22 protein-coding genes are annotated in these 25,669 nt (G+C 74.2%); 3 read left to right on the forward strand and 19 right to left on the reverse strand.

From position 1 onward, the window contains the following. Positions 1 to 11: 11 nt before the first annotated feature. From ACFRQN_RS04125 to ACFRQN_RS04180, 12 genes are all read right to left on the reverse strand, one after another. A complete protein-coding gene (locus tag ACFRQN_RS04125) occupies positions 12 to 644 on the reverse strand; it encodes a TetR/AcrR family transcriptional regulator (protein ID WP_049656129.1) in 633 nt (210 codons plus the stop codon). 160 nt (positions 645 to 804) lie between these two features. After that, complete coding sequence (locus tag ACFRQN_RS04130) at positions 805 to 1,965, reverse strand: amidohydrolase family protein (protein ID WP_380738048.1); 1,161 nt, start codon at positions 1,963 to 1,965, stop codon at positions 805 to 807. A gap of 369 nt (positions 1,966 to 2,334) precedes the next feature. After that, the gene (locus tag ACFRQN_RS04135) at positions 2,335 to 3,678 is read right to left on the reverse strand and encodes a GH1 family beta-glucosidase (protein ID WP_380738050.1); all 1,344 of its coding nucleotides are present in this window, start codon (positions 3,676 to 3,678) and stop codon (positions 2,335 to 2,337) included. A 155-nt stretch (positions 3,679 to 3,833) separates the two neighbouring features. Next, complete coding sequence (locus tag ACFRQN_RS04140; RefSeq protein WP_380738052.1) at positions 3,834 to 4,784, reverse strand: phosphotransferase family protein; 951 nt, start codon at positions 4,782 to 4,784, stop codon at positions 3,834 to 3,836. Next, a complete protein-coding gene (locus ACFRQN_RS04145) occupies positions 4,781 to 5,854 on the reverse strand; it encodes a hypothetical protein (RefSeq protein ID WP_380738054.1) in 1,074 nt (357 codons plus the stop codon). The genes ACFRQN_RS04140 and ACFRQN_RS04145 overlap by 4 nt, the downstream gene beginning before the upstream one ends. Positions 5,855 to 5,874: 20 nt before the next feature. After that, positions 5,875 to 6,624 (reverse strand): methyltransferase domain-containing protein, encoded by a 750-nt coding sequence (locus ACFRQN_RS04150; protein ID WP_117492796.1) that lies wholly within the window; start codon positions 6,622 to 6,624, stop codon positions 5,875 to 5,877. Between the two features lie 13 nt (positions 6,625 to 6,637). Beyond that, entirely contained in the window at positions 6,638 to 7,933 is a 1,296-nt protein-coding gene (locus tag ACFRQN_RS04155; RefSeq protein ID WP_380738056.1) for an MFS transporter, read from the reverse strand. Next, positions 7,930 to 10,479: a lantibiotic dehydratase gene (locus ACFRQN_RS04160; protein ID WP_380738058.1), complete on the reverse strand. Its 2,550-nt coding sequence runs from the start codon at positions 10,477 to 10,479 to the stop codon at positions 7,930 to 7,932. Before ACFRQN_RS04160 ends, ACFRQN_RS04155 begins: the two co-directional genes overlap by 4 nt. A gap of 46 nt (positions 10,480 to 10,525) precedes the next feature. Then, positions 10,526 to 11,419 (reverse strand): PHP domain-containing protein, encoded by an 894-nt coding sequence (locus ACFRQN_RS04165; protein ID WP_380738060.1) that lies wholly within the window; start codon positions 11,417 to 11,419, stop codon positions 10,526 to 10,528. Next, on the reverse strand, positions 11,416 to 13,098 hold the full coding sequence (locus ACFRQN_RS04170; protein WP_380738118.1) for a lantibiotic dehydratase: 1,683 nt from the start codon (positions 13,096 to 13,098) through the stop codon (positions 11,416 to 11,418). The genes ACFRQN_RS04165 and ACFRQN_RS04170 overlap by 4 nt, the downstream gene beginning before the upstream one ends. Beyond that, positions 13,099 to 13,896, reverse strand: coding sequence for a lantibiotic dehydratase (locus tag ACFRQN_RS04175; protein WP_380738062.1), 798 nt, complete (start codon positions 13,894 to 13,896; stop codon positions 13,099 to 13,101). It lies immediately after the preceding gene. A gap of 407 nt (positions 13,897 to 14,303) precedes the next feature. After that, on the reverse strand, positions 14,304 to 15,824 hold the full coding sequence (locus ACFRQN_RS04180) for a sialidase family protein (protein ID WP_380738064.1): 1,521 nt from the start codon (positions 15,822 to 15,824) through the stop codon (positions 14,304 to 14,306). Between the two features lie 349 nt (positions 15,825 to 16,173). On the opposite strand from ACFRQN_RS04180, the gene ACFRQN_RS04185 reads away from it, so the two are divergent. Then, positions 16,174 to 16,695: a SigE family RNA polymerase sigma factor gene (locus tag ACFRQN_RS04185; RefSeq protein ID WP_053112272.1), complete on the forward strand. Its 522-nt coding sequence runs from the start codon at positions 16,174 to 16,176 to the stop codon at positions 16,693 to 16,695. Then, positions 16,685 to 17,707 carry a hypothetical protein gene (locus ACFRQN_RS04190; RefSeq protein ID WP_380738066.1) on the forward strand — a complete coding sequence of 341 codons (1,023 nt, stop codon included), beginning with the start codon at positions 16,685 to 16,687 and terminating at the stop codon, positions 17,705 to 17,707. Before ACFRQN_RS04185 ends, ACFRQN_RS04190 begins: the two co-directional genes overlap by 11 nt. Positions 17,708 to 17,826: 119 nt before the next feature. On the opposite strand, the gene ACFRQN_RS04195 is transcribed toward ACFRQN_RS04190, so the two are convergent. The 3 genes from ACFRQN_RS04195 to ACFRQN_RS04205 all read right to left on the reverse strand — a co-directional run bounded on the left by ACFRQN_RS04195 (position 17,827) and on the right by ACFRQN_RS04205 (position 20,655). Then, positions 17,827 to 18,540 (reverse strand): hypothetical protein, encoded by a 714-nt coding sequence (locus tag ACFRQN_RS04195; RefSeq protein WP_380738068.1) that lies wholly within the window; start codon positions 18,538 to 18,540, stop codon positions 17,827 to 17,829. Between the two features lie 228 nt (positions 18,541 to 18,768). Next, positions 18,769 to 19,215, reverse strand: coding sequence for a glutaredoxin domain-containing protein (locus ACFRQN_RS04200; protein ID WP_375875316.1), 447 nt, complete (start codon positions 19,213 to 19,215; stop codon positions 18,769 to 18,771). A gap of 168 nt (positions 19,216 to 19,383) precedes the next feature. Continuing rightward, positions 19,384 to 20,655: an MFS transporter gene (locus tag ACFRQN_RS04205; protein WP_380738070.1), complete on the reverse strand. Its 1,272-nt coding sequence runs from the start codon at positions 20,653 to 20,655 to the stop codon at positions 19,384 to 19,386. Positions 20,656 to 21,500: 845 nt separating this feature from the next. Here ACFRQN_RS04205 and ACFRQN_RS04210 point away from each other — a divergent pair. Beyond that, the gene (locus ACFRQN_RS04210; protein ID WP_049658637.1) at positions 21,501 to 22,142 is read left to right on the forward strand and encodes a hypothetical protein; all 642 of its coding nucleotides are present in this window, start codon (positions 21,501 to 21,503) and stop codon (positions 22,140 to 22,142) included. Between the two features lie 64 nt (positions 22,143 to 22,206). On the opposite strand, the gene ACFRQN_RS04215 is transcribed toward ACFRQN_RS04210, so the two are convergent. The 4 genes from ACFRQN_RS04215 to ACFRQN_RS04230 form a co-directional block, all read right to left on the reverse strand. Continuing rightward, a complete protein-coding gene (locus ACFRQN_RS04215) occupies positions 22,207 to 23,076 on the reverse strand; it encodes an NAD-dependent protein deacetylase (protein WP_380738072.1) in 870 nt (289 codons plus the stop codon). Between the two features lie 88 nt (positions 23,077 to 23,164). Next, positions 23,165 to 23,809: an AAA family ATPase gene (locus ACFRQN_RS04220; RefSeq protein WP_380738074.1), complete on the reverse strand. Its 645-nt coding sequence runs from the start codon at positions 23,807 to 23,809 to the stop codon at positions 23,165 to 23,167. 275 nt (positions 23,810 to 24,084) lie between these two features. Further along, positions 24,085 to 24,876, reverse strand: a complete 792-nt coding sequence (locus tag ACFRQN_RS04225; protein ID WP_380738076.1) for a maleylpyruvate isomerase family mycothiol-dependent enzyme — start codon at positions 24,874 to 24,876, stop codon at positions 24,085 to 24,087. Continuing rightward, the gene (locus ACFRQN_RS04230; RefSeq protein WP_380738078.1) at positions 24,858 to 25,661 is read right to left on the reverse strand and encodes a methyltransferase domain-containing protein; all 804 of its coding nucleotides are present in this window, start codon (positions 25,659 to 25,661) and stop codon (positions 24,858 to 24,860) included. The genes ACFRQN_RS04225 and ACFRQN_RS04230 overlap by 19 nt, the downstream gene beginning before the upstream one ends. Positions 25,662 to 25,669 lie beyond the last annotated feature (8 nt).

Below are 25,669 nucleotides of genomic sequence, written 5' to 3' on the forward strand. Positions count from 1 at the left end.
ACCGGCCGGGCTCACTCCTCCTTCTCCGCCGCCATGCGTGTAGCCGCCTCGTAGACGAGCCGGGCGTGCAGTTCGAACATCGCGACCAGGTCGACGCCGTCCCCGTTGATCTCGCGCTGGACGAACAGTCCGTCGGCACCGGCGACGGCATAGGTCGTGAGCAGGCGGACAGAGTCCTCGTCGAGGTCCGGGACGAGCTCCCGGGCCATCTCGGCGATCTTCGCGCCCGCGATCTCACGGACCTGGAGGAACACCGTCCGGCCCCGGGGCTCCGTGGGGCGCCGCTCCAGCGCGAGCATCAGCCCGAACCGGAGGAAGTCGGGAGCGTCGATCAGCGACTTCGCCACGCTCACCGCCATGGCGGTGACCCGCTCCAACGGAGTGCCCGCTTCCTCGCCCGGCAGCTCGACGGCAGCCAGCCAGGTCGCGAAGCTGCGTTCGATCACCGCGGCGATCAGGTCGTCCTTGTCCTTGAAGTGCCAGTAGATCGAGCTGGCGGGCAGCCCGCACTTGGTGCTGACGGCCGCGATCGAGGTGCCCTCGTAGCCGCGCTCGCCCGCGATCTCCACGGCGGCGTCCAGGATGCGCTGGCGCGACTCCACCCCGTTCGCGCGCTTCTTGCGGGTCGTCTGCGGCCCGGCCATGGCGGGTGCCTCCTCGTGTTCGGGTGCGTTCGACTGTCGTCGACGGCGATCCTACTGCAGCGTTCACTCCAATTGGAGCGATCACTACAGCAAGTGTGCCACAGTGCGCTCGTCGGCGCGCTCCGCCTGCCGGATCGGCCGAGCGCGCCCGGCTCGGGGGTCAGCCCGTACGGGCCCCGAGCCGGGCGGCCAGCGCCGGGAACTGGGCCAGCGCATTGCCCCGCTCGACAGCCAGGCGCTCGTCGGGACCGAACGTCTCGTCCAGTTGGGGCGCGGGATCTCCGGCCCCCAGGAACAAGGGACTGCTGAACGGCCAGTCGGTGGCGAACAGGACGTGCTCGGCGCCGGCCAGCTCCCGCACCGACTTCATCGCCTGGGGCGCCGGCGAGAGGGCCGTGTCGTAGAAGAGGCCGCGGAACTGCGCACTGCTGTCCGCCGACCCGGAGGCGCCGAACCGCTGGGCGAGCTCGGGGGTCAGCGTCAACAGGCTCGCACGGTAGGAGATGTAGGGCAGCGTGCCGCCGGCGTGGGCGGCCAGCCAGCGGATGCGCGCGTGCCGCTCGTACACCCCCTTGTAGAGCATGTTGACCAGCGCTCGCGTGGTGTCGAACGTGAACTCGTAGAGGAAGGGCGGCAGCCCCAGGTCGGGATAGGCCGAGGGGGTCACCGGGTGGACGAACACCATGGCCCGCAGGTCGTCGAGTTCGCGCAGCAACGGCTCGAAGACGGGATCGCCCAGGTAGGTCCCGCCGTAACTGCTGAACAGGCCCACGCCGTCCAACCCGAGTTCACGCACCGCTCTCCGGGCTTCCACCACCGCGTCGCCCACGTCCATCGCGGTCACCCTGCGGCCCAACGGCAGGACCGCGAAGCCGCCGAAGCGCCCCTGGCGGTAGGTGGATCCGCAGACGAGCTCACGGCTCATGTAGGTGTTCAGGCGCCGCGCCATGGCCAACCGGTCGGCGGCGGCATCCAGATAGGTGACCCCCGGCTCGGAGACGGAGACCACCTGCGCCTCGATGCCGTAGCGGTTCATGAAGTCGACCGCGAGGGCCGGGCTCCACACCGGGACCGGCACTCCGCCGATCTCGACGATGCCGTGCGCGGCGAGGGACTGCCGGTAGAAGTCCGGGAGCAGGTGGCAGTGCACGTCGATGCGGCCCCGGCCGCGCGTCACGGGCGACCGCGGCGCCGGGTCGGGCGATGCCGCGCGGGCCGGCGTCGGATCGAGCGCCGCGGTGGCGACGGCGAGCGGCAGGGCGGCCTTGAGGAGCCTTCGGCGCCCCGGACTTGGGGCATTCTCGGTTTCGGTGTCGATCATTACGCGCACCTCCTGTGGGCAACGGGACGCAGCATGAACCGTTGGCGGGTCGTCATCGGCACCAAGCAGGCATGCCGGACCAGCGGGTCTGCGTCGCCACGGACGCACCCGTTCATGTAGCGGTCACTACAGACTCATGTAGTGACCGCTACGGCAAGAGGGGCGAAGATCGGAGTCAATGGGCAGGGCGCGGCGAGATCCGGTCCAGGGGACCATGCAGGGCGCACCGCCCACCGCCGCTCTCTTCGGATCCCGGTGCGGGCCGCCACACCGCCCTGCGGGCAGCTCACTTCAGCCGACAGGTCTTCGACGACTTGCCACTGCGACACGAGCGCCCAGGTGCGTAGAGCCCACCAGGCGCGGCCGCTGCTACCGATCCGCCGGCTTCGCCCGGTGAGCGGCGATCAGGTCGCGGTACCAGGCGTAGGAAGCCTTCGGGGTGCGCTGCTGCGTCGCGAAGTCGACGTGGACGAGGCCGAAGCGCTGGTGGTAGCCCTCGGCCCATTCGAAGTTGTCGAGGAGGGACCAGGTGTAGTAGCCGCGGATGTCGATGCCTTCGGCGGTGGCTTGGGCGAGGGCGTCGAGGTGGGCGGACATGAAGTCGATGCGGGGCTGGTCGGGGGTGGTGGACTCCTCGACGGAGCAGCCGTTCTCGGTGATGGTGAGGGGTGGGAGGGCCTTGCCGTAGGACTCGCGGAGGTTGAGGAGGAGTTGGCGGAGGGCGTCGGGGACGACGGGCCAGCCGAAGGCGGTGTGGGGGACGTCGGGGATGTCGACGAGGTCGAAGGGGAGGCCGGGTTCGGTGGGGGCGGCGACGCGGGTGGGGTTGTAGAAGTTGAGGCCGAGGCCGTCGAGGCCGGGGGTGTGGATGAGGTCGAGGTCGCCGGGGTGGACGGCGCCGAAGATGTCGTCGGGGACGCCGAGGGCGGAGAGGTCGGGGTAGCGGCCGAGGAGGACGGGGTCGGTGAACAGACGGTTGTGGAGGGCGTCGTAGGCCTCGGCGGCGGCGAGGTCGGCGGGTGAGGGGGTGGCCGGCTCGACGGGGGTGAGGTTGTTGGAGAGCATCGCCTCCAGGCCGCGGTCGTGGAGGACGGTGGCGGCCAGGCCGTGGGCGAGGAGCTGGTGGTGGGCGGCGGGGAGGGCCTCGAACATCAGGGTGCGGCCGGGGGCGTGGGTGCCCAGGGCGTAGCCGAAGACGGTGTGGACGAAGGGCTCGTTGAGGGTGATCCAGGCGGGGACGCGGTCGCCGAGGCGGTCGGCGACGATCCCCGCGTACTCGGCGAAGCGGTACGCGGTGTCGCGGTTCAGCCAGCCGCCGTGGCCTTCGAGGCCCTGCGGGAGGTCCCAGTGGAAGAGGGTGGGCAGCGGGGTGATGCCCGCTTCGAGGAGGGCGTCGACGAGGCGGTCGTAGAAGGCGAGGCCGGCGGCGTTCACGGCGCCCGCGCCGGTGGGCTGGACGCGGGACCAGGCGACGGAGAAGCGGTAGCCGTCCAGTCCGAGGCCCTTCATCAGGGCGATGTCCTCGGGGTACCGGTGGTAGTGGTCGCAGGCCACCGCGCCGGTGTGGCCGTCGCGGACGGCGCCGGGGCGGGCGGCGAAGGTGTCCCAGACGGAGGGCCCGCGGCCGTCCTCGTTCACCGCCCCCTCGATCTGGTAGGCAGCGGTGGCGGCACCCCAGCGGAACCCCGCCGGCAGGTCGAAGCGGTCCGGCATGACAGCCTCCTGACGGAAACATGAGGGGAAGTCATGTTACCGGCGCGGCGCCGAAACACCAGAGTGGGACGACGGAAGGGACCGGAGCCCCGCAGAGGGCCTCGGTCCCTTCCGTCGTCCGGTGGCCAGGGGGTGAGGGACTCACCCCGGACCCGTCACCACACGTCGGCGAGCTCCCGCAGCAGTTCGACCACCCGTGCCGTCTGCGCCGGCCCGAGCCGCGGGTCCGGCGCCACCGAGATGAAGACCAGGGCCAGCATCACCGCCGCGTCCAGCCGGTAGAGGAGGTCGGCCGCGGGGGTGACGGAGGACTTCCCGCCCGCGGCCTCGTAGCCCTGGCGGATCGCCCGCTCGTCCAGGCCGTTCTCCGGGATGAGCGCGTACTCGGACATCCGCGCCAGTTCCATCGCGGGGTCGCCGATCAGCACGTTGGACCAGTCGATCAGCGCGGCCACCCGCCCCTGGCCGCACAGCAGGTTCTGCCGGCGCAGGTCCAGGTGGAGCAGCGCGGGCTCGGCCGACGTCTCGGCGAGCCGGGCCGCGATCGCCGCGCGCTCGGGCAGCTCGCCCAGGCCCGGGCGGAGGTCCAGCAGCCTGCCGAACCGGTCGGGCAGCCGCTGCGCCAGCAGGTCGGGGACGGGCCGGCCGTACTGGACGACGGGCGCGAGGTCCGGGGCCGGCTTGGCGTGCAGCGCCGCGAACAGCGCCCCGACCTCGGACCAGTCCGGTGCCTGGGCGTCGGAGTCCACGAAGGCCGAGAGCAGCACCGGCGTGCCCGTCCGGGTGTACTCGATGCCCAGGGCGCGGGCGACCGGGAAGCCGTCCGGGGCCAGCCACTGGGTGATCCGGAGTTCCTGCTCCAGCAGGCCGTCCGCGCCGACGCCGACGTTGTTCGCGGTGTGGAACGTACGGGCGCGCGGCACGCGCAGCACCACGTCCTCGTGCGCCGCGCCGCTCAGCGGGCTCGCCCGGTAGACGAGGAACTCCACGCCGCTGCTGAGCACCACGGGCGGGGTGTAGCCGAGCGAGCCCGCGAGTTCGGCGAGCCCGTCCGTGACGTCCTGGTCCCCGGTCGGGCCGACCGTACCCTCCGTACTCCCCGTCATCGGGCGACCTCCGCGACCCGGGCGGAGCCGGCCGCGGCGGTGGCGTCGCCGGTCGGACGGCGCCACATGCCGTGGAGCCAGCTCTCGTAGGCGGGGCCCCGGGGCTCGTCCAGCACCAGGCAGAGCGGCTCGATCACCCGTCCCGGGCCGCCGGCCAGACCGCCGTGGTGCATCGTCAGGTTGTCCCCGAGCAGCAGGTCGAAGCGCTCACTGGGTGCCAGGATCTCGTAACGCTCCTGGAACTCCCGCCAGTTGAGCCCGGCGCCCAGGGTCGTGACGTGGCAGAACACCCGCCGGACCTCGCCCTGGCACTCCCCGCAGGGGCAGCGCGTGCTGAGCGAACGCAGCAGCGGGAAGCGCTCCTTGACGGCCTCCGCGAGGGGGCGCTCGCAGTGCAGCAGCGGCGTGGCCAGCAGCGCCTCCTCGGTCAGGCCGAGGAATCCCGCGACGGTGGGGTAGGCGGACCCGTTGCGCCGGGTCGCGGCGAAGGAGTCGCGGATGTTCCGGGCGAGCCAGCGCGGCGTGCTCAGGTCACCGGTGTCGCCGCGCAGTTCCTTGACGTCGTCGAGGATGCGCAGCCAGTCGTAGTAGGTGGTGACGCTGAGGCCCTCCCCGGGGTGGGCGATGAAGATGCCCTGGTACAGCTTGTGCGGGTGGGTGGTGGTGTACCCGGTGTCCGAGAAGGTCCGCAGCGTGGGGTCCCACTCGGGGTCGTCGAGCAGGCTCGGCGTCAGGTAGGAGGAGTGCTGGCCGTCGTGGTGCGGCAGCAGCGTGCGCACCTGGCGCGCGTCCGGGACGGGGGTGGGCTGCGCCGCGTCCACCTCCAGGTACATCTCCCCGGGCGCCCCGTCCCGGACCAGCCGGGTGCGCAGCGCCGCCGTGAGCTGGTGCGCCACGTCACGGCTGCGGTCCTCGTCCCAGCGCAGCGCGCCGATCCGGAAGACGACGAATCCGTGCCGCCGCAGCGCGGTCGCGGCCTCGGTGACCACCTCCGCCACGGCCTGGTCCCACGGGGCCGGACCGTTCAGGGCCGTACAGTCGATCAGTTGTTCAGTGGCGGGAAACCTCACCAGACACCTTCCTCTGTGTGTTATTTGACGGCCAGGAAGCCTTCGAAGCAGATGTACTTCTGCATCGTCATCACCTGGCCGAAGCCGGCCCCGCGGAGCATGGCGACGTTCTCCTCGCTGGTGAGGCAGTCCAGGACGCCCTTGAGGCTCCTGGACTTCCCGAGCACCTCGTCCGGGGTGTAGCCCTGGTTCACCTTGAACTCCTGGTACGTCTGCTGCATGAGGTCCTGCAGCATGGGAGTGGCGGACCGCACCTTCTCGAACACCACGATGGCACCGCCCTCCGGGAGCGCGGCGTACAGCGAGGCCAGGAGGGTCCTGCGCCGTTCCCGCGGCATGAACTGGAGGGTGTAGTACAGGGTCGCGAAGTCGAGCCGGTCGAACTCCATGGCCGCGGCGTCCGCCTCCAGGATCGAGATCTCCGGGTACGCCGCGCACTGCTCCGCGGCCGCCGCCGTCATGCCCGGTTCCACGTCGACGCCCAGGAACCTCGCCCCGCTGCCCTGGTGGCGCTCCGCCAGCGTGCGGATCAGGGTACCGGTCGAGCAGCCCACGTCGAGGACGAGGCCGTCCGGGCGGACGAAGAAGTCCGACAGCTGGGCTACGAGTTCATGGCCTTCCCGGTAGAGCGGGACGCTCTTGCTCACATGCTGGTCGAACGTCTGGAAGACGTCCCCGCCGAAAGTCCACCGGGCGGCGTCGGCGTGGATCCCGTCGCCCACCGGTAGGGGCGCGACGGCAGTCCTTGGCACCATGTCGGTCTCCCCCATCAGATTCCTCTTCTTACGATTCCCGAATGTCGGTTTCCGGCGCGGCGGTTGCCCGCCCGTCGGTTTCCCGCGCGTCGGTCGGCAGGGTCTCCCGGCGCAGCACGCGGGCGACGGCCAGCGCGCACAGCACGGTGGCGACGCCGCCCAGGGCGAAGGGCGTCCTCAGCCCCCAGGCGTCCGCGGCGGCCCCGGCCAGCAGACCGCCGAGCGGCATCGCGCCCCAGCCCAGCAGCCGGTAGACGCTGTTGGTGCGCCCCAGGAACTCCGCCGGCACGATCATCTGGCGCAGGGACACGACGACGACGTTCCACAGCGTCATCGCGAACCCCATCAGGACGAACGCGGCCAGCGCGGAGAACAGTTCGGCGGCGAGCCCGAGGACCAGCGAGGAGGCGCCGATGGCGACGAGCGCGCCGGTCAGGGCCGCCCGGCGGTCCAGCCGCCGGACCAGTCGCGGGGCGAGCAGGCCGCCGCCGACGCCTCCCACCGCCATCGCGGTCAGCAGCAGCCCGTAGTACCGCTCGGCCAGCCCGAGTTCCCGGGTGGCGAACAGGACGAGGACGGCCAGCTCGCCGAGGAAGACGGCGTTCACCACCGCCGACGCCAGCGCGAAGGACCGCAGCACGCGGTTGCGGAGGATCAGCCGCAGGCCCGCCGCGATCTGCGGCAGCATGGCGCCCTTGGCGGCCCGCTTCGGCGGGGCCTCGGTGGTGCGCACGCCGGCGATCAGGAGGCCGGAGGCCACGAAGGACACCAGGTTCACCACGAACGGGAGCGTCCGGGACACCGCGAAGAGCGTGCCGCCCACGAGCTGTCCGACGAAGTCGCGGCCCGCCGTCACCCCGGTGAACAGCCGGCCGTTGGCCTGCTCCAGGTCCTCCTTGGCCACGACCGCCGGCAGGAAGGACTGCGCGGCGCACTCGAAGAAGACCTCGCCGACGCCCAGCAGCGCCGACACGACGAGCAGCGCGGGCAGGTTCGGCCCGCCCGCCCAGAGCATGGCGAGCAGCGCGACGACGGCCACGGCGCGGCCGAAGTCGGCGGCGACCATGATCCGTCCGGGGTGCATCCGGTCGACGAGCACGCCGGCGGGCAGTGCGACGAGCAGCCAGGGCAGGCTGCCCAGGACCGTCACCAGCGAGAGCTGTCCCGGGTCCGAGGTCACCTCCGCGGCCAGGACCGGGAACGCGGCGAAGTGCATGCCCGTGCCGACGGCCGAGACGGCGGAGGCGGCCCAGGTCCTGCGGAAGCCGGCGCCGAGGCCGCGCTCGGCGCGGGGCCGGGCCTCCGCGTGCAGGCCGGTGTTCATGCATCGTCCCCCGGCGAGAACACCGTGCACCGGAGTTCGCAGGTGTAGTGCCGCCCGTCGGGGGAGAACCACAGCGCGTCCGGGCCGGGCAGCATCTCCGACAGGGTGACCCTGCCGCCGTCGGTGCGTGCCATCCGGAACAGCTGGCGCACCAGGAGCGGCGCGTCCCAGTCCACGTAGACGGGCTTGGGCTCGGCGGCCACCTTGGCGAAGACCTGGGCGGGCAGGCCCAGTTCGGCGCGGAGCCGGCGGGCGGCGGCGAAGTCGGCGGCGTCGTCGCCGCCGGGCCGGCCGCCGGTCAGCCGTCCGACGGGTATCCGCCACTCCTCCCGTTGGAGCACCACCCGACCGCAGGTGATCCGGGGGGTGTGCTCGCGGGGCCGTACGGGGAGCACGCCGCCGCCGAAGTGCCGGGGGAAGGCGAACACGCTGAGCGGGTCGCCCAGGATGCTCGGGGTGCCGGCCGGTGCCGCCATCAGGCGCAGCCGTCCCGGGAGCGCGGTGTCGCGCAGTTCCAGCCGCTGCTCGGTGACCCGGACGAACACCGACTCCGGCGTGATCACCTCCTCGCGCGGCCGGGGCGACCGGCCGGCCACCTCGAAGTCGGGCAGGCCCAGGTCGACCCGGGCGGAGGTCTTGGCCCCGTGCTCGCGGACGATGTCGACGACCACCTCGTCCTCGGCGACGATGCCGGCGTAGTGCCGGGCGACCAGCTCCGGCAGCTGCGGGAACTCCCCGGCCAGCAGCGGGGCGATGCTCGTGTGGGTCTGGAGGTCGCGGACGGCGTGGCAGTCGCCGATGACGGCCAGGAAGTCGCCTTCGGCGAGCTGGTCGGCGCTCTTCGCCACGAACATCACGTCGGGGTTGAGCACGGCTCCGGGCCAGGTGCGGCAGCCGCCGAGGAGCTTGCGCAGCGCGTCCTCGGCGACGTCGACCCGGTGTGCTCCGGCGTCGTCGGGCAGCAGGACGGCGGTGATCTCGGCGGCCTTGTCCGCCAGTTGCCGCTCGATGGCGTCGACCTCGGCGGTGAGGCCGGCCACGTCGGCGAAGAAGTCCTCGTACAGGGTGCGGAGCGGGACCTCGTGGCCCGGGCCGTACCGGCGCAGGCTCCACCGGTGCAGGAGCTCGGTCTCCAGTTGGATGCGCAGCCGGGGCAGCACCAGGACCAGGTCGTAGGCGAGGGTCAGCTCGTCGGTGAGGAAGTCGGTGACCGCGCCGCCGACGGTCAGGTCGCGCAGGGTGCTGCGGCACTCCTCGAAGAGGACGCTGCGGTCGGCGTAGATGTCGCCCTGCCCGCGGTTCGCGGACTGTCCGGTGATCTCCTCGAACCGGCGCTTGATCCGGTCCAGCAGCCCGGGCCTCGTCCGCGGCTCGGCCTGAGCGAACTTGGCCAGCAGGCCCTGGAGTTCGTCGGTGAGGCGGCGGAAGCCGTCGGCGTCCGGGTGCGCCGGCAGCGCCGCCCGCAGGTCGCCGAGCGCGTCGACGGTGCCGCTGGGCACCTCGAACTCCGCGATCAGCCAGCCGTCGGCCCTGAGGTCCGAGACCACCGCGTCGAACGCGGCGGCGCCGGCCTCGCCCTCCTCCGGGTGCTGCCCGCACCACAGTCCGCGGAGGGCGTGCAGCTCCGTCCCGCCGTCGCTGTGCCGCAGGATCCACTCCTCGACGGGCGTCAGGGCGCGCTCCGCCGCCTTCCTGAACTGCCAGTTGTCGAAGTCCGACACCGTGTCGGTGGCGAACCGGAAGCGTTCGACGCGGCCGTCGAGGAGGAAGGTGAGCGGACGGCGCCTGGGCCGTACCCGGTCGGCCAGCCGGTCGTCGGACGAGGCGGTGCTCGCCAGGGCCTGGGCCGCCCAGTGCGTCATGAAGGCCGTACGGACCAGGCCCGTGCCCGTGGACCAGTCCGGTCCGCCGTCCGGGGTGAGCCTGGCCGGGGTGAAGGGGCCGAAGTGGGAGTGGGTCTCGTTCTTCGTGCAGGCGCGTTGCAGGTAGCGGGCGAGGGTGTCGATCCGACCGCGCTCGGCGGCGGTGGCCGGCCCCTCGCGGGAGTCCAGCCAGCCGGTGAAGAAGTCGTACTGGGCGTCGTTGGACAGCAGCAGCATCTGCCGCAGGGCCTCGTCGTCGAAGGCGGCGAGGACGGCCGCACGGCCCCGGTCCAGCGCCGTGCGGTGGGTGCGGGCGAACTCCTGCCCGACCTCCCGGCTCAGCCGGGCGGCGGTCCGCCACTCCTCGACGGCCCGCGCCGTGTCCGGGCCCAGCTCCTCCAGCAGTCTGAGCTGCCGCGGCCTGAGCTCCTGGCCCTGGCCGAGCCGCCTGGTGATGTCCGCGTGGGCGTCGCCCAGGGCCTCGCGGTGGAGCAGGGCGCGCAGTCTCCCCGCGGCCGCGCGTTCCGCGGCGTCGGCCGCCTCGGCGCGCTCCGCCTGACGGGCCGCCTCCGGTGCCAGCAGCGGGTCGAGCAGGTCCAGCGGGAAGCCCGCCTGCCGCAGGAAGGCGAGGGGCAGGACGCTCCATGCGGTCGGGGGCCCCGCGACCGGTGTGCCCGGTTCCATGTGTCGGCTCTCCTCGGTGTGGGTTCGTGGTGGGGGTGGGCGGGTGTCAGGCGGCGAGCAGCACGTCGACCAGGGCCTGCGGGTCGGATGCTCCGCCGTCCGGGACGAGCCCCGGCCCGGTCGCCCACGGTTTGATCCGGGTGCCGTGGAAGTCCGACCCCTGGGTGGGGACGAGCCCCAGCCGGGAGCAGAGGTCCAGCACGGTCCGCACCTCGGCCGGCGAGTGCCAGGTGGTCCAGGCCTCCAGGCCGGCCAGCCCGGCGTCGCGCAGCCCGGGCAGCGCGTCCGCGCTCTCCGGGACCTGCCCGAGGAGGCGGGCCGGGTGGGCGAGCACGGGCACGCCGCGCGCCGCCCTGGCCCAGCCGATCACCTCCGGCAGGGACGGCCGTTCGGGATCCGGGACGTACAGCGGGCGGCCCTCCTCGAACCAGTCGCGCTGCAGGTCCAGCAGGGTGTCCGGGGTGTAGTGGGCGAACCGTTCGTCCGCCGCGGCCTTGCGCTGCACCAGGCGCAGGATCTCGCCGAAGTACGGGATCCGGTCCGCTCCGACCAGCGCCTCGGTCTCCTCCCAGGAGACCGGGACGCCGATGTCCCGCGCCGCCTCCACCCGCTGCCGCAGACAGGCCAGGTGGTCGTCGTGGACACGGCGCACCCGGCGGACGAAGTCGGGGTCGAGGGTGCCGTAGACGAGCAGGTGGGTCTCCCGGCCCAGCCAGCTCGTGGTCACCTCGCAGCCGGTGACGCAGCGTCCGCCGAGTGCCTCGAAGGCCGTCCGGAAGGCGTCGGCCGAGGCGAGGGTGTCGTGGTCCGTGCAGGCGGCCACCGTGACGCCGGCGGACGCCGCGCGCCGCGCGAGCTCCTCCGGGGTGTGGTCCCCGTCCGAGGCGCGGCTGTGGAGGTGCAGGTCGACGGTGGCGGGCCGCAGGAGGCCGGCGCTCACGACCCGTACCCGGCCGGCGCCGCCGGCCCGCCGGAGAAGACCGCGCAGCGCAGCTCGCTGGTGCGCCGGCCGCCGTCGGCCTCCAGCCAGAGCTGGTCCGGCCCGGGGAGCATCTCCGAGAACTCGACGGCCGCCTCGGCCTTCCGGGCCAGCCGGAAGAGCTGCCGGACCAGCAGCGGCGACGTCCAGTCCACGAACACCGGCTTGGGTTCGCCCGGGATCTTCGCGAACCCGTAGCGCGGAAGCCCCAGTTCGGCGCGGAGCCGGCAGGCGGCGGCGAACTCGGGGGCGTCCCCGGCCGCCCGGTGGACGCCGGGGCTCCAGCCGCGCAGGGCGCTCGGCGGTATGCGCCACAGCTCCCGCTGGAGCACCACCCGGCCGTACCGGATCCGGGGCAGGTGGGCGCGGTCCGGCCCGCGCAGGCCCAGGCCGCCGAAGTGCCGGGGGAAGGAGAAGGGCACCAGGGGGTCCCGCCGGATGCTCGGCCCGCCGGCCAGCGGGGCCATCAGCCGCAGCCGCTGGGCGACGCCGTCCGCCCGCAGCTCCAGCCGGCCGCCGCGGACGACGACGTGGCACTGCGCCGGGTGCAGCACCTGGTCCCGCGGCTTGCCGGACAGCCCGTGGACCTCGAAGTCGGGGCAGGGGTGGCTGAGGGCCGTGCCGGTCTTGTCCCGGTGGGAGCGGACCACGTCCAGCAGCAGCTCGTCCTCGGCGAGCAGCCCCCGGTACCGGTGGTGGATCTCGTCGAGCAGCTCCGGGGCGTCGGACTGGAGCATCGGCGCGAAGCTGGAGTGGGTCAGCAGCTCCCGGACCGCGTGGCACTCCCCGACGACGGCCAGGTAGTCGCCCCGGTCCAGCGCCGCGCGGTCGCGGGCGGCCAGCAGCACGTCGGGGTTGCAGACCGCGGGCAGCGGATCGGGTTCGCTCGCGATCAGCTTCTCCAGCAGGGCGGCCTCGATCACCACCTCGTGCTCCCCGCCGTCGCGCTCCCCCAGCAGCGCCGCGGCGATCTCGGCCTCCAGGCCCGCCACGTCCCGGTCGATCTCCTCGCAGGCCCGGTCGAGAGCCGGTTTCCGGTCGAAGAACCGGGCGTAGAAGTGGTCCAGGGGCACGGGGGTGTCCGCCCCGAACTCCTCCACCACCCAGTCCCGCAGCAGTTCGGTCTCCCGGCGCAGCCGTCGGCGGGCGCCCAGCAGCGCGAGGTCGTACGCCGGGGCCAGCTCCGCGCCGAGGGTGGCGGCGATCCCGGCCCCGAGCGTCATGTCCCGCACCGGCCCGAAGGCCTCTTCGAAGACCACCGTGCGGTCGGCGTAGTGCCGGCCGCCGGCCCGGTTGGCGGACTGCTCCGTCGCCGTCGAGAACTCGGTCTTGATCTCCTCCAGCGCGGCGGCCCGCCGGTCCGGCGCGGCGGTCGCGAACCGCGTGAGGGCGCGCTCCAACCGCTCGACCAGGGCGCGCTCCTCCGCTCCGGCCGGTCCGGCGCCCTCCAGGAGTCGCGTCAGCACGCCCAGCGGGTCCGGGGCGCCGACGGGGATCTCCCAGCGGGCGACGACCCAGCCGTCGCGGTCCAGTCCGTCCAGGGTCCGGTCGAACTCCTCCGCCGGGGCGTGGGGGTGGTGCTCGCACCAGGCCGTGCGCAGCGCGGCGCGGCTCTGCCGGCCGTCGCACCGCTCCCACAGTCAGCGCTCCCCGGGCGTCGGCTCGGCGGCCCCCTCCGGCAGGAAGCGCCAGTCCCCCGCCATGCCGCTGCTGGTCCGGAAGGCGTACCGGCGCAGCGAATCCCCGTCCAGGAAGGCCAGCGGGCGCCGCCGGGGACGGACGAGGTCCCTCAACTCCGGTCGGCCGCTGAAGACTTCGGCGAGGGCTTCGCCGGCCCAGTGGGCCAGGAAGGCGCGGCGTTCGAGCGGGCCGTCCGACCAGGCGATACCGCCCGGCCGGTCGGTGATCCGGGCGGTGGAGAGCGGGCCGAAGTGCGAGTTCGTCTCGTTCTTGGTCGTCACCCGCTGCAAATACATCGTCAGCAAATCCGTCATTCGCCGGCGGTGTCCGGCGGATCCGGAACCGCCGCGGTCGAGCCAGTCCGTGAATTCCCGGTATCCGGCGTCGTTCGAGAGCAGCAGCACCTGGCGCAGCGACGAATCGTCGAAAGCGTCGATCACGTACTGCCGGCCGGCCTCCAGCCGGGCGGCGTGCTCCTCGGTGAACTCGCCCCAGGAACCGTCCAGTTCGGCGACGGCCCGGCTGTAGGAGCGCAGGGCCTCGCGGCCCGGGCCGTCGAGCCGGGAGTCGATCCGGGAACAGACGTCCTCGGGCACGGCGCGCAGCATGCCCAGGTCGGAGGCCAGATCGCCGTCCTTCCCGATTCCGCGTTCCCGGAACGCCGCCTTCACCCGCTGGGCCAGCGCGGTCGCCTCACGGGTGCGGTCGATCAGCGCCCGCGCCTGCTCGGCCGCGGCCTCATCGGCGAGCGGATCCAACAGGTCCAGCGGAAACCCCGCGTAACGCAGCAGAACGACCGGTGCGAGATCCCACACTGCTTTCCCCCACTCACTTCGACACCTCGGACAACTTAGACCACATGACGCGCTCACGACAGTACCCACACCGAACCTGCCGAATACATGCTCACGAAATACGCCCGCAATGTCCGGATATACGCGAAGGGCGACCCATTCCCGCAATCTGCGGTCATTCAGCGGAAATACCGTGCGATCCGGATCGCCGCGTTCCCGGGGCGGCGCCGGATTCTTTCGAATCCGCCGCGCTGCCGTGTCGCCGTACTGCCGCACTGCCGCGCCGACCCGGTTCGGGACGCGGCCGGGCCCGCCCTCCCGGTGGGGCGGGAGGGCGGGCCCGGGCGGGTCAGCGGTGGATCAGTGACGGGTCAGTGACGGACCGGCGGCGGCAGCTGCCGCTCCCGGACGGGCGCGGTGAAGGCGACCGGACCGGTGCTGGACGGGGTGCTGCCGCCGCGGACGGGCAGGCCGCCCTCGACGGCGTACATGGCCTCGTCGTAGGCCTGGCCGTCGGCCGGGGCCCTGCCGACCGCGAAGATCGCCACCGCCTTGCCGTCGAGCACGGAGGTGGAGAGGTAGTCGCCGACCATGGCGCCGCCTCCGGTGGCGGCGATCCGGGACAGCGGCATCGGGCCGGCGACGGTCCGCGGCGCGCTCCAGGTGGCGCCGCCGTTGGCGGAGGAGATGAAGCCGACCTCCAACTCGCAGGTGGCGTCCGTGCAGTCGGCGTTCGGGTAGAAGTAGTAGTACAGCCCGAGCTTGGCGCTGCGCCCGGAGGTGGCGCGGTCGACGCCGAGGCCGGGGAGGAAGTGGTCGGCGCCGCTGGTGGTGGCGTCGATCGGCACCCGGGTCACGGCGGACCAGGTGGTCCCGTCGGTCGAGGTCGCGTAGACGATGTCGTTGCCCGGGCAGCCGGCCCGGAACCGGCAGTCCTGCCAGGCGACGTAGACCCGGCCGGCGCCGTCGATCTCGGCCGAGGGCAGGCCCTCGCCGTCGCGCAGGCCGCCCGCGACGCCGTGCGCCACGACGTCGGCGACTAGGACGGTGGAGCCCCAGGACCGGCCCCCGTCGGTGGAGTTGAAGGAGCGGATCGAGGTGGTGTCGGTCGAGAAGGGGACCACGACCCGGCCGTCGGGCTGCACCAGCGGCTGGCCGCCGAGGCCCAGATTGACGCCGGACGGGCCCGACGGGGCGGACCAGGTGGCGCCGCCGTCCCGGGAGGCGGACATCACCACCAGGTTGTCGGAGGAGGGGATGTCGACCTCGATGTAGCAGGTGCCGAAGTACGGGCTGGACGGGGTGTTGTCGCAGACGATCCACTCCTTGTCGTAGCCCTGGCCGTCGAAGCCGACCGCCCGCACCGGGTCCTGCCAGCGCAGGCCGTCGACCGAGCGGCTGACGGTCACCCCGACGGGGTTGATCGCCGCGTCGATGACCAGGCCGGCGATCATCCAGGTGCCGTGCCTGGCGTCGTAGGCGATCGAGGGGTCGGAGGCCCGGGCCCAGTTGCCGCCGCCCTGGTGGGTGGTGATGCCGGGCAGGATGCCGTGCCGCCAGGTGGCGCCGCCGTCCCGCGAGGTGTTCCAGCTGAGGGCGGCCGAACCGCCGGCGGGGAACCGCCCGACCTGGGACGAGGAGACGATCGTGCCGCCGTAGGCGAAGGTGTCGGGCTCCACCTCGGTGGCGTGCTGGCTTCCGGTCCCGGTGTCGGTGAACGGGTCGGCGCTCACCTGCAGCAGGCGCGGTCCGCCACCGTCGACGGTCAGGGCGTACGGGGCGGCGCCGGCGGCCGGGGCGGCGTTCCAGGCCGCGCCGGTCAGGACGAGGGCGGCCGCGGCGGCGACGGCGAACGGCCGCCGCCAGCGGGCAGGGGTGCGCGGGTGCTTCATCCGAAGCTCCTTCGCGTGGGGGAAGGTACGGACGACGAGGGGCGGGCCGCGGTCCGAGGGCGCGGGGTCCCGCCCCGGTTGGCGCGTGCGGATCGGAGGGGTTCGGCGCCGTCGAGGCTCGTGGGGGCGACGCCGCCCGATCGCGTGCCGCGCGCAGAAGTGCACACGTGTTCGCAAATCGGAAGTGTGAGCCGGATCATGACATCGCACAAGATGTGCGACCAAAACGGAACGGCGCCTCGCGGACCGTCGGGTCCGGTGCCCCTCCCCCGGCGCGGGGCGGCGCCCCCGTGGACGTGAATACTGGCTGGTTGTCATCCGTTTTCCGTGGCTGGGGCGTCCTGAAGGCATGAAGCGCGAATCGATCCTCCCGGGGGGCTCCGGATCCGACCCGTTCGACGAGTTCGTCGTAGCCCGGTACCAGGCCCTGCTGCGGGGGGCGTACCTGATCACGGGTGACGTCCACGACGCCCGGGACCTGCTGCACGACGCCCTCGCGCAGGTGTACCCGAAGCGTTCGACGATCCGGGACACGGCCGCGACCGAGGGGTACGTCCGCAGGACGATGGTCCGCACCCACGTCTCGCGCTGGCGGCGGACCAGACGCGAAGTGCTCACCTCCGCGCTGCCGGACGGACCGGCGGCCCCGGAGGGCGAACGGGACGACCAGCTGGCGGCGGCACTGGCCGGACTGCCCAAGCGGCAGCGGGCCGCCGTGGTGCTGCGCTACTACCTGGACCTGCCGGTCGCTCAGGTGGCGGAGGAGCTGGGGTGCTCGGTGCCCACGGCGAAGACGCACCTGGCGCGCGGGATCAAGGCGCTTCGACAGGACATGGAAAACGTGAGGGAGCTGGTAGGCCGTGAGCGCTGAGGACAGGTTCGAGGAGGAGCTGGTCACCCGGCTCGGAACACACGCGGCAGGGATCGCCGGCACCCCGCCGCTGGCCGAACTGCACCGGGCCGGGCGTCGGCGCGCCCGGCGGCAGGCCGCCGTACGGGGGGTGACGGCGGCCGCGGTGCTGGTCCTCGGAGCGGGAGCGCTGACGCAGCTCGGCGGCGGCGGCCCCGGGAGCGACCGTACGGGGGCGGCCGGGACGGGCCTCAGCGTGCTGACTCCGACGGCGGGGGCGACGGCGCCGGGGCACACCGCCGTGATGCTGAACTGTGTGAACGGGCCCACGTCGATGCGGACACCGGGCTGGCACCAGCACTCCAGCCAGCAGCCCTGGGAGACGCCGTCGGCGATCACCTCGTCGGGCTACTCGTCGTCGTGGACGCCGCCGCCGGGCTCCCCTTGGTTGGGCCTGTTGTCGCCTGCCACCCCTCCGCCGGGACACTCGTCCTCGGACGTCCCGTCGACAGGCACGCCGTTCTCCGGCCTCCCGTCGTCGTCCGGCTCGCCGTCGTCCCTGCCCACGGACTCGGCCTCGGGCTCGGCCTCGGGCTCGGGCTCGCCGTCGTCGCTGTCGTCGGAGGACCCGGCGGAGGCCCGCGTGACCCGGGCGGGTGAGTCCATCGAGACGCTGGCGATGACCGACTACCCGGACCACTACTTCGGCACGTGCCGCGACAGGAACACGGACACGCTCTACGTGATGCGGGTCCCCGGCAGCGGCCTGGACGCCGCCGTGACCGCCAGGGCGGCCGACTGGCCCACGGTGAAGGTGCGGTTCGCCGACGCCGCGGGCTCCCGCGAGCAGCTCATGACCGTCCTGAACCGGATCCGCGCGGACACCGAGGAGTGGCGGGCCAGGGGCGTGGTGATCGACGGGCTGACGCTCGCCATCGACGGCACCGGCGTCGTGGTCGACACCCCGCAGTGGCAGTCCGCCGAGGCGGACATCAAGGCGAAGTACGGGGCCCTGGTGGCCGAGGTCCGCTAGCGGTCCCGGTTTCAACGCCGTTGTCTACCAAGGGATTTGGGTCAGGGGCGGAGCCGGAGGGCGGTGTCACCGATCGGGTCGGCGGCTCCGCCGTCCGGCGTGTCCGGGTACCGGCGCGCTCACTCGTGGGCGCTGATCTCGCCGCCGGCGCTGAGCACGATGGAGACGCCGTTGGCGTCGACCCCGACATCGTGCTGGTTCGCCTCCAGCGTGCCGTACACCGCGTTCTCGTTGCCGAGGATCTCCGCGCGGTACCGGAGTTCGCCGACCTTCGTGACCTTGGCCGTCCAGCCGCCCGCCAGCTTGAAGGTGCCCGGCCCCTGGTGGCTGCCGCCCATCCAGGAGCGGATCCGGCCGTCCAGCGAGAGCATGACGAACATGCCGTTGGCGTCGAGCCCGTCGTCGTGCTCCTTCGTCTCCATGGTGGCGAGGACCTGACCGGCGTTGACGATCTTGGCGGTGTAGTGCTGGTTGCCGAGGTCGTGGATCTCGGCCTTGCTGCCGTCCACCAGGGTCTCGGTACGGACCCCCTGGCCCCCCTTGGGCGGGGTGGCCGACGTGGTCGCGGCGTGCCCGCTGGGCGCGGCGGCCGGAGGGGTGGCACCGCGCGTGCCGGTCGGGGTGGGCGCGGCGGAGGCCGTGGCCGGAGGCTCGGTGGCGGGCGCGGCGGGCGGCGCGGTGGCGGCGGCCGACGCGGTGGTCGGCGCGGCCGCGCCGGTCGCGCCCGACGTGGAGGAGCAGGCCGTCGCGGCGGGCACCAGCAGGGCCGCGGTCAGGACGGTTCCGGCCAGCGTACGGGCAGTGGTCGCGCGGCGGATCGTCGAGAAGGGCATGCGGTTCTCCTGAGCGAAGTGCGGGTGAGGAGCGCGCGGCGCCCTCTCCTGCGGGGACCGGAGGGCGGCTTCGCGTGCAGTTCGAAGGTAGTGCGAACAGTCGACGGAATGGAGCCTTCCGTGTCACCGGACTGCAACGCCCCTGGCCGCACGGCTCCGGTCACGCCGGCGCTGAGCCGTACTCAAATCCCCCGCCACCGCCGTCGGTACGGCCGCGCCGACGGGCGGTCAGCGCTTCGCGGTGGCGGCGGACAGCTGTCCGCGCACCCATGCGGGGTCGGGGTTGGTGTGCGGCCGGCCGGTCACGACGACGGTCGGCACGGTCTCGTTGCCGTCGTTGGCCGCGCGCACCACCGCGGCCGCCTCCGGGTCGCTCCAGATGTTCACCCAGTGCACCCGCCGGGCCGCCCGGCCCAGCCGGATCCGTAGCCGCAGGCAGTACCTGCAGCCCGGCCGCCAGTACACCACCGGCCGGCCGTCGGCCGCGCTGCGGCGCTGCGCCTCCGCCGCGCCGAGCGACTTCGGGAAGACCAGGGTCGAGCTCACGGCCGCGAGCCCCGCGAACCCCAGTAGGTACACGACGGCCGCTCCGCGGCTCCCGCTCAACACGAGTCCGCCCGCGACGGCCGCACCGCAGAGCACCAACAACAACGGCAGCATCCACACACGCATCATGGCGGCCCAGGCTATCCGTACACGGCCCCCGCCGCTCCACTCCCCCGGCTGTGCCGCGCGAGGGCCTTCGACACTCGAATCAACACCCTTGCAAGGAGCTGGTGGTGACGCTGCGTCAGGACATCTCGCGATGGCTCGGCGGACCGCCGGGAAGCCCGAGGGCCGAGGTCAGGCGAGGTCGCGCCGACGGCGGAGCGAACCGGCCGTCAGGATTACCGGGCCGGCCAGGCTGCACACCGCCAGCAGGAGCAGCGCCGTACGCGGCCCCCAGGCCGTGGAGGCGGCACCGGCCAGCAGCGCGCCGACCGGTATGGAGCCCCAGGAGACGAACCGGACGGTGGCCATCACCCTCGGGAGCAGCTCCGGCGGAGTGTGGGTCTGCCGGTAGGTGCGGGCGACGATGGTGGTGACGACGACGCCCGCCGCGAAGCCCGCGTTGCCGAGGGCGAAGAGCAGCACCGCCCACCCCGAACCGGCCGCCGGGAGCAGGAAGGTGACGAGCGCGGCGATCCGTGCCGACCACCGCAGGGCCCCGCCGCTGCCGATCCGGGAGACCACCCGGGGCGTCAGGACGGCGCCGACCAGGCTGCCCAGGCCGCCGGTGGCCATCAGCGCGCCGACGGCCGCGGCCGGGGCGTCGAGGGCGTCCACCAGGAACACCGGAGTGAGCGTCATCAGCCCACCGGAGACGAAGTTGACCGCGGTGGCGTAGGCGGCACACGGCCCGATCACCGGATGCCGGGTGACGAAGTGCCAGCCCTCGCGGATCTGCCTCCACATCCCCGCGCCGCCCGGCCGCGGGGCGGGCCGCTCCGCGCGCGGCAGACTGCGCAGCAGCGCCGCCGAGACCAGGTAGCTGACCGCGTCCAGCACCATCGCGGCCGCGCCGCCGACGAGTTGGACCAGCACCCCGCCCAGCGAGGGGCCGGCCAGTTCGGTCGCGGCGCTGCTGCCGGAGAGCAGGCTGTTGCGGACGGTCAGCTCCTCCTTGGCGACGATCGAGGGCAGGAAGGTGGAGTTGCCGACGTCGAAGACCACACCCGCCAGCCCGACCAGCAGCGCGACCACCACCAACTGCGGCAGGCCGAGCACGCCCAGGGCCGCCGCCACCGGCACCGAGGCCACCGCCGCCCCGCGCAAGAGGTCCATCGCCACCTGGGTGCCGCGCAGCGGGAGCCGGTGGACCAGGACCCCGGCCGGCAGTCCGACCAGCAGCCAGGCCAGGTACCCGGCGCCGGTGACCAGGCCGACCTGCCAGGCCGTCGCGTGCAGGGTGAGCACAGCGATCAGCGGCAGGGCCACGACGGACACCTGGTTCCCGAGCCGGCTGACCAGCGATCCGGTCCAGTAGCGCCAGAACACCCCCGCCGAGGTCCGGTGTCGCGCCTCCCCCTCCGCTGCGCGGTCCGCCGCGACCGCCGTCCGCGTCGTCACATCCATCTTCGGTCCGTCCCTTCCGTCGCAACCGGCCCACCCATCGCTCCCCTGCTTCCCCGGCGCCGGCGCTCCCGGCCGCACGCTGGAGTCCGGCGCCCATCGAGACCGCACGGCCGCACGCACCACCCGCGAGGCCCCGGGCCACCGCACCGGCGCCCAAGTCACGGACCAGCCGGTCGCGTTCGCCGAGCACGCCGCGCCGCACCCGCCCACCGTCCGGGCCGCGGGCGTCGACCGGCCCGAACGGATCACCCTCGCGCCGGACGCCACCCGCACCATCCGTGGGGTCCGCTACCGGTGATCGACCCGGCGGGATCGGTGAAGGGCGCCCGCGGCCCGGTCGACGGGCTCACGGCACACTGACGGCGGGCCGTGACCGGCCCAGCCCTGACGCACCGGGCGTCCGCACAGCCGCCCGGGTCCTGACGCGTCCCTGCCCAACTCACCCGACACCCACACCCCGAACGACCGAACACGCCACGGCCGTCACACCGAAACCCGGCCACCCCATGCGGCGGCCCGCACACCCGGCCGAACCCTGGCCGGATCCCGCCGCCGCCGGGGCCGCCCCCGCGCGCTCCGCCCGACCGCCCTGACGCTCCCGCCGGGAACCCTCGCGCGACCAGCCCGCCAACGGCGTCCGGCACCAGCCCGGTCGACCCGCCGCGTCGACGCCCGCCCGCGCGCCCGCCCCCGCGGCGCGGCCGTCCCCGCGGGAGAACCACCCGGAAGGCCTGCTTCCGGATTGTGACGTGCCCCTGTCTAGTTCGTTCCCGTCCCGGTGTGGTGGGATGAGCCTCACGGGGATGAACCGCTGACGGGGGTGTGTGCTGGTGCGGAATGGATGGTTGCGGGAGCTGGACGGGGACGCGGTGCGCCTGGCGGCCGTGGGGCTGGTGCGGCTGGGGGCGCAGGACTGGCTGAGTACGGAGGGCGGGGCGCCGGCCTGGGTGGGCGGGTTGCGGGCGGCCTCGTTCGCCGATGCCTGGCTGGCGTTCGGGGACGGGCCCGCGTCCGGGTTGCGGGCGCCCGCGCCGGAGGTGCTGCGGGCCGTGGTCGCCCGGGCCGCGGAGCTGGTGCTGCGCTCCTGCCGGGAGGACGGTCCGGCGGCCCTGGAGTGGCTCGGGCAGCGCTCGGCGGAGGCCCGGGAGCAGGCGCGTCGGGAGGGCGCCTCGCACCCGGCCGAGCCCTGTGCGCTGACCCTGGTGTGGCACGGGGTCCAGGCGCTGACCGCCGAGGACGGGCCGGATCACGCCCGCCGGATCGAGGAGCGCGCCGAGGCGTACGTGCGGGAGCGGCACTGCCGCCAGGACACCCTGGCGCTGGTGCTGTGCTGCACCCGGATCGCCGCGGCCGCGCTGGTGGAGCTGTGCGAGGGCGATCCGGAGCGGGTGGCCGGCCGGCTGGAGCAGGACGCGGCACGTTCCATGCCGCGCGCCGGCCGGGTGCCGCTGTGGGTACCGGGCCGACCGGCCCTGCCCGCCGGCTGACCCGGGCTGATCGGGCCGCCGACCGGCGCACCGACCGGGCCGGCCGGAACGCCGGCCGGCCCGGTCAGGCCGCGTCGAGCAGCCGGGCGACCTCCGTCATGGCCGCCCCCAGTGGCAGGTCGAGGCGGAGCCCGGCGAGTTCGTCCCCGCGTGTCGGCCCCTGGTTGACGATCGCGACCGGCAGCCGGGCCCGGGCGGCGCGGCGGACGAAGCGCAGCCCGGACAGGACCGCCAGGGAGGATCCGAGGACCACCAACGAGCCCGCCGCGTCGACCAGTTCGTAGCAGTGCTCGACCCGGGGCGGTGGGACGTTCTCACCGAAGAAGACCACGTCGGGCTTGAGCACGCCGCCGCACGCCGTGCAGGCGGCGACCCGGAAGCCGTCCACCGCGGACTGCGGCAGCCGCGCGTCGCCGTCGGGCCGCAGCTCCGCCCGGGCCGACCGGAAGCCCGGGTTGAGCTCCTCCAGCCGCCGGTCCAGCTCGGCCCGGGTGCTGGTGCGGCGGCAGTCGAGGCAGACCACCCGGCGGAGTCCGCCGTGCAGCTCGACGGCCTCCCGGGTGCCGGCCGCGTGGTGGAGGCCGTCCACGTTCTGGGTGATGACCGCCGCGACGTGCCCGGCCCGGCGCAGTCGTTCCACCGCGTGGTGCCCGGCGTTGGGCCGGGCCCCGGCGATCGCGGGCCAGCCGGTGTGGCTGCGGGCCCAGTAGCGGCGCCGGGCCTCCGCGCTGCCGGTGAACTCCTGGTACGTCATCGGGGTGCCGCTGCGGCGGCGGCCGGTGGCGCCGCGGTAGTCGGGGATACCGGACTCGGTGGACAGGCCGGCCCCGCTGAGCACCACCGCGCCGCGCCGGTCCAGCAGCCGTACCAGGCCTTCCAGCTCCTCCCCCGGGGGAACGGCGGCCTGCCCGCCCGGGTGTTCGAACGCGTCCATACCGTCGAGGTTAGGGCGTGGCGCCGCAGGAGGGGCCGGCACAGGTCCCGGACGCATCGGGACGTGATCGCGGCACCGCGCGGTCCCGTCAGCTCTTCCGACCCCGCGGCACGTGGTTCCCCACCCGCCCGGACGGCTCCTCGGCGGCACCGGCGGCACCGGCGGCACCGGCGGCGAAGGCCGTGATCCGCTCCAGCGGCGGGTTCCAGCCCCGGGTGGTGTCCACGGCCAGGCAGGGGGCGTCGAGCGCGATCGGCACCCAGGACTCGATCGGCCGCTCGCCGCGCGCGATGCGGCGCAGCAGCTCACCGTCCGCGTGGACGGCGCGACCGGGTTCCTCGGCGGCCCTGCGGGCGATGCGCTCGCGGGCGGTCCCGGGGTCGACGGTGCAGCGTACGATGCGCAGCTCGGCGCGGCCGACGAGCGGCAGCAGACCGGGCCGCCACAGCCGGTCCTGGAAGGCCGCTTCCGCCACCAGGTCCGTTCCCGCGCGCAGGAGTCCGTCGACGGTGCGGAAGAACTCGGTCAGCGTCCGCTGGTTCAGGTCCTGGTCCGGGCCCAAATCCAGGCCCAGGTCCTCGGCCGGGGCCTGCCGGGCGGCGGCCATCCGCTCCTTGATCTCGTCCCGGCAGACCGCCGGGCGGCCGAGCGCGTCGGCCAGGGCGTGCGCCAGCGTGGTCTTGCCCGCCCCGGGCGGACCGCTCACGACGAGCAGGTGCGGGCGTCGGTCCATGGTGGGGGTTCGGTCCGTGCTGGGGGTTCGGTCCGTCGTCGGGAGGGAGGGTGTCATGCCTGCCGAGTCTGCGCCGGGCGGCCGCCGCCCGCCACCTCCCCTGCGGGTGGCGGACGGCGGACGGCGGCATCGCGCCGCCGGAACCCGCCGGAGCCGCCGTTCCAGTGGACCCGCCCCTCGGGAAACCCCGCCGACGCGGAGGTGAACGAGGCCGAACCGCCGCTACAGGAGCAGATGTTGCCGCATTCCGGCGACCGGACGCCGGACCCGCCGCCTCAGCCCCAGCCGGGCACCGGCGGCAGCGGCCACCCCGGCGGCCCGGGCAGCGGCCCGTCCGCCCGCAGGCCCTCCGCCCGCAGGCGCTCCACCGACCCGCGCCCCGACAGCCAGGCGAGCAGGGCGTGGCCGGGGCCGCTGACGGTGGGGCCGGACGGCGCCAGGGCCCAGTCGCGGCCGAGGTCGGTGGCCGTCAGCCGGGCGACGGGGAATCCGCGCGCGGCCAGGGCGGCCGCCGTCCCGTCGAGCGCCCAGGCGACGTACCCGGTGGGCCAGTCGGCGGTCGAGCGGCCGAGGTCCAGGTCGACGTGGTGGGTTTCGAGCTCCCGCCACGCCCGGTGCAGGGTGAACCACGCCGGGTGCCGCCAGCCGGCGAGGGCGGTGACCGGCGTGGACCACCGTTCGGCGGGCATCGCGGCGGCCGCCGCGAACATCCCGTCCAGGCTGTTCCGCAGGTCGGCGGCCGGCTCCGCCGCACCGCGCCCGGCGCCCTCGCGCGGGGCACGGTCCGGCGCGGCGGACCCGGCGCGCGGACCCGGCTCGGTGCCGGTGCGGGCCACGGTCAGCAGCCACCGGTACGCGTCGGCGCTGCGGGCGAGGTGGGTGAGGACGTGGGCGCGGCTCCAGCCGGGCAGCGTCGAGGGCTCGCGGGCCTGCCGGTCGGTCAGCGTGCCGACGGTGGCGAGGACCCGCCCGGCGGAGGCGCGCACCTCGGCGAGCAGCGCGCCGGCCCCGGCCCCGTCCAGGCCTGCGGGCGGCGGCCCGGGAGACGTCACGGGCGGCGCGCCCACGCCGAGATCATCGGGGCGGTGGCCAGGTCGAGCCGGCCGGTCGCGACGTTGGCCAGGTGGCGGTCGATCTCCTCGTCCGTCGCGAGGCCTTCCCGTACCAGCAGTCCGCGGATCTGCCGGACGGTCGCGTCCTCCAGGACCGCGCAGGCCGGCGAGGTGATCGGGAAGTACGCGTCGGCCTGGACGTCGACCAGGCCCGCCTCGCGCAGCGCCCTGGGCAGCGTCCGCCCGTACGCGAGGTCGGCGCCGCGGCCCGCCATCAGGGTGCGGAAGCCGGTCCGCAGCCGGTTGGCGAGGCGCTCGTCGGGGCCGGACTCGTCGGGGCAGAGCAGCGGTTGCAGGGCCGGGTCGGCGTCCTCCAGGAGCAGCCGGCCGCCGGGGCGCAGCGCCCGCACCATCCTGCGCAGGGCCTCGGCGCGGTCGGCGACGTGCACCAGGACCAGCCGGGCGTGCACCAGGTCGAATCCGCCGGGCGGCGGCGGGTCGGCGGCCACGTCGTGGCGCAGCACCTCGATCACGCCGCCGGCGGCGGGGGCGGTCCAGGAGACGTCGATGTCGGTGGCGACCACCGCGCCGGTCGGGCCGACCCGCTCGGCGAGCCCGAGCGGCACCGAGGGGCCGCCCGCGCCGACCTCCCAGCAGCGCATGCCGGGGCCGATCCCGAGGGCGTCGATGTGCCGGAAGGTCACCGGGTCGAAGAGTTCGGCGAGGGCGCCGAAGCGGGTGCCCGCCTCCGACTGGCGGTTGTCCAGGAGGTAGCCGTGGTCGCTCTCGTGCTCAGCCATGCCGGGAT

This window comes from Kitasatospora sp. NPDC056800 (genome assembly GCF_042789775.1).
Taxonomy (GTDB): domain Bacteria; phylum Actinomycetota; class Actinomycetes; order Streptomycetales; family Streptomycetaceae; genus Kitasatospora.

Bases quoted from the DNA above. Each gene is read 5' to 3' on its own strand.
- ACFRQN_RS04125 (WP_049656129.1), bottom strand. From the start codon at position 644: ATGGCCGGGCCGCAGACGACCCGCAAGAAGCGCGCGAACGGGGTGGAG.
- ACFRQN_RS04150 (WP_117492796.1), bottom strand. From the start codon at position 6,624: ATGGGGGAGACCGACATGGTGCCAAGGACTGCCGTCGCGCCCCTACCG.
- ACFRQN_RS04220 (WP_380738074.1), bottom strand. From the start codon at position 23,809: ATGGACCGACGCCCGCACCTGCTCGTCGTGAGCGGTCCGCCCGGGGCG.
- ACFRQN_RS04140 (WP_380738052.1), bottom strand. From the start codon at position 4,784: ATGACGGGGAGTACGGAGGGTACGGTCGGCCCGACCGGGGACCAGGAC.
- ACFRQN_RS04135 (WP_380738050.1), bottom strand. From the start codon at position 3,678: ATGCCGGACCGCTTCGACCTGCCGGCGGGGTTCCGCTGGGGTGCCGCC.
- ACFRQN_RS04155 (WP_380738056.1), bottom strand. From the start codon at position 7,933: ATGAACACCGGCCTGCACGCGGAGGCCCGGCCCCGCGCCGAGCGCGGC.
- ACFRQN_RS04230 (WP_380738078.1), bottom strand. From the start codon at position 25,661: ATGGCTGAGCACGAGAGCGACCACGGCTACCTCCTGGACAACCGCCAG.
- ACFRQN_RS04200 (WP_375875316.1), bottom strand. From the start codon at position 19,215: ATGATGCGTGTGTGGATGCTGCCGTTGTTGTTGGTGCTCTGCGGTGCG.
- ACFRQN_RS04130 (WP_380738048.1), bottom strand. From the start codon at position 1,965: ATGATCGACACCGAAACCGAGAATGCCCCAAGTCCGGGGCGCCGAAGG.
- ACFRQN_RS04195 (WP_380738068.1), bottom strand. From the start codon at position 18,540: ATGCCCTTCTCGACGATCCGCCGCGCGACCACTGCCCGTACGCTGGCC.
- ACFRQN_RS04205 (WP_380738070.1), bottom strand. From the start codon at position 20,655: ATGGATGTGACGACGCGGACGGCGGTCGCGGCGGACCGCGCAGCGGAG.
- ACFRQN_RS04160 (WP_380738058.1), bottom strand. From the start codon at position 10,479: ATGGAACCGGGCACACCGGTCGCGGGGCCCCCGACCGCATGGAGCGTC.
- ACFRQN_RS04185 (WP_053112272.1), top strand. From the start codon at position 16,174: ATGAAGCGCGAATCGATCCTCCCGGGGGGCTCCGGATCCGACCCGTTC.
- ACFRQN_RS04215 (WP_380738072.1), bottom strand. From the start codon at position 23,076: ATGGACGCGTTCGAACACCCGGGCGGGCAGGCCGCCGTTCCCCCGGGG.
- ACFRQN_RS04180 (WP_380738064.1), bottom strand. From the start codon at position 15,824: ATGAAGCACCCGCGCACCCCTGCCCGCTGGCGGCGGCCGTTCGCCGTC.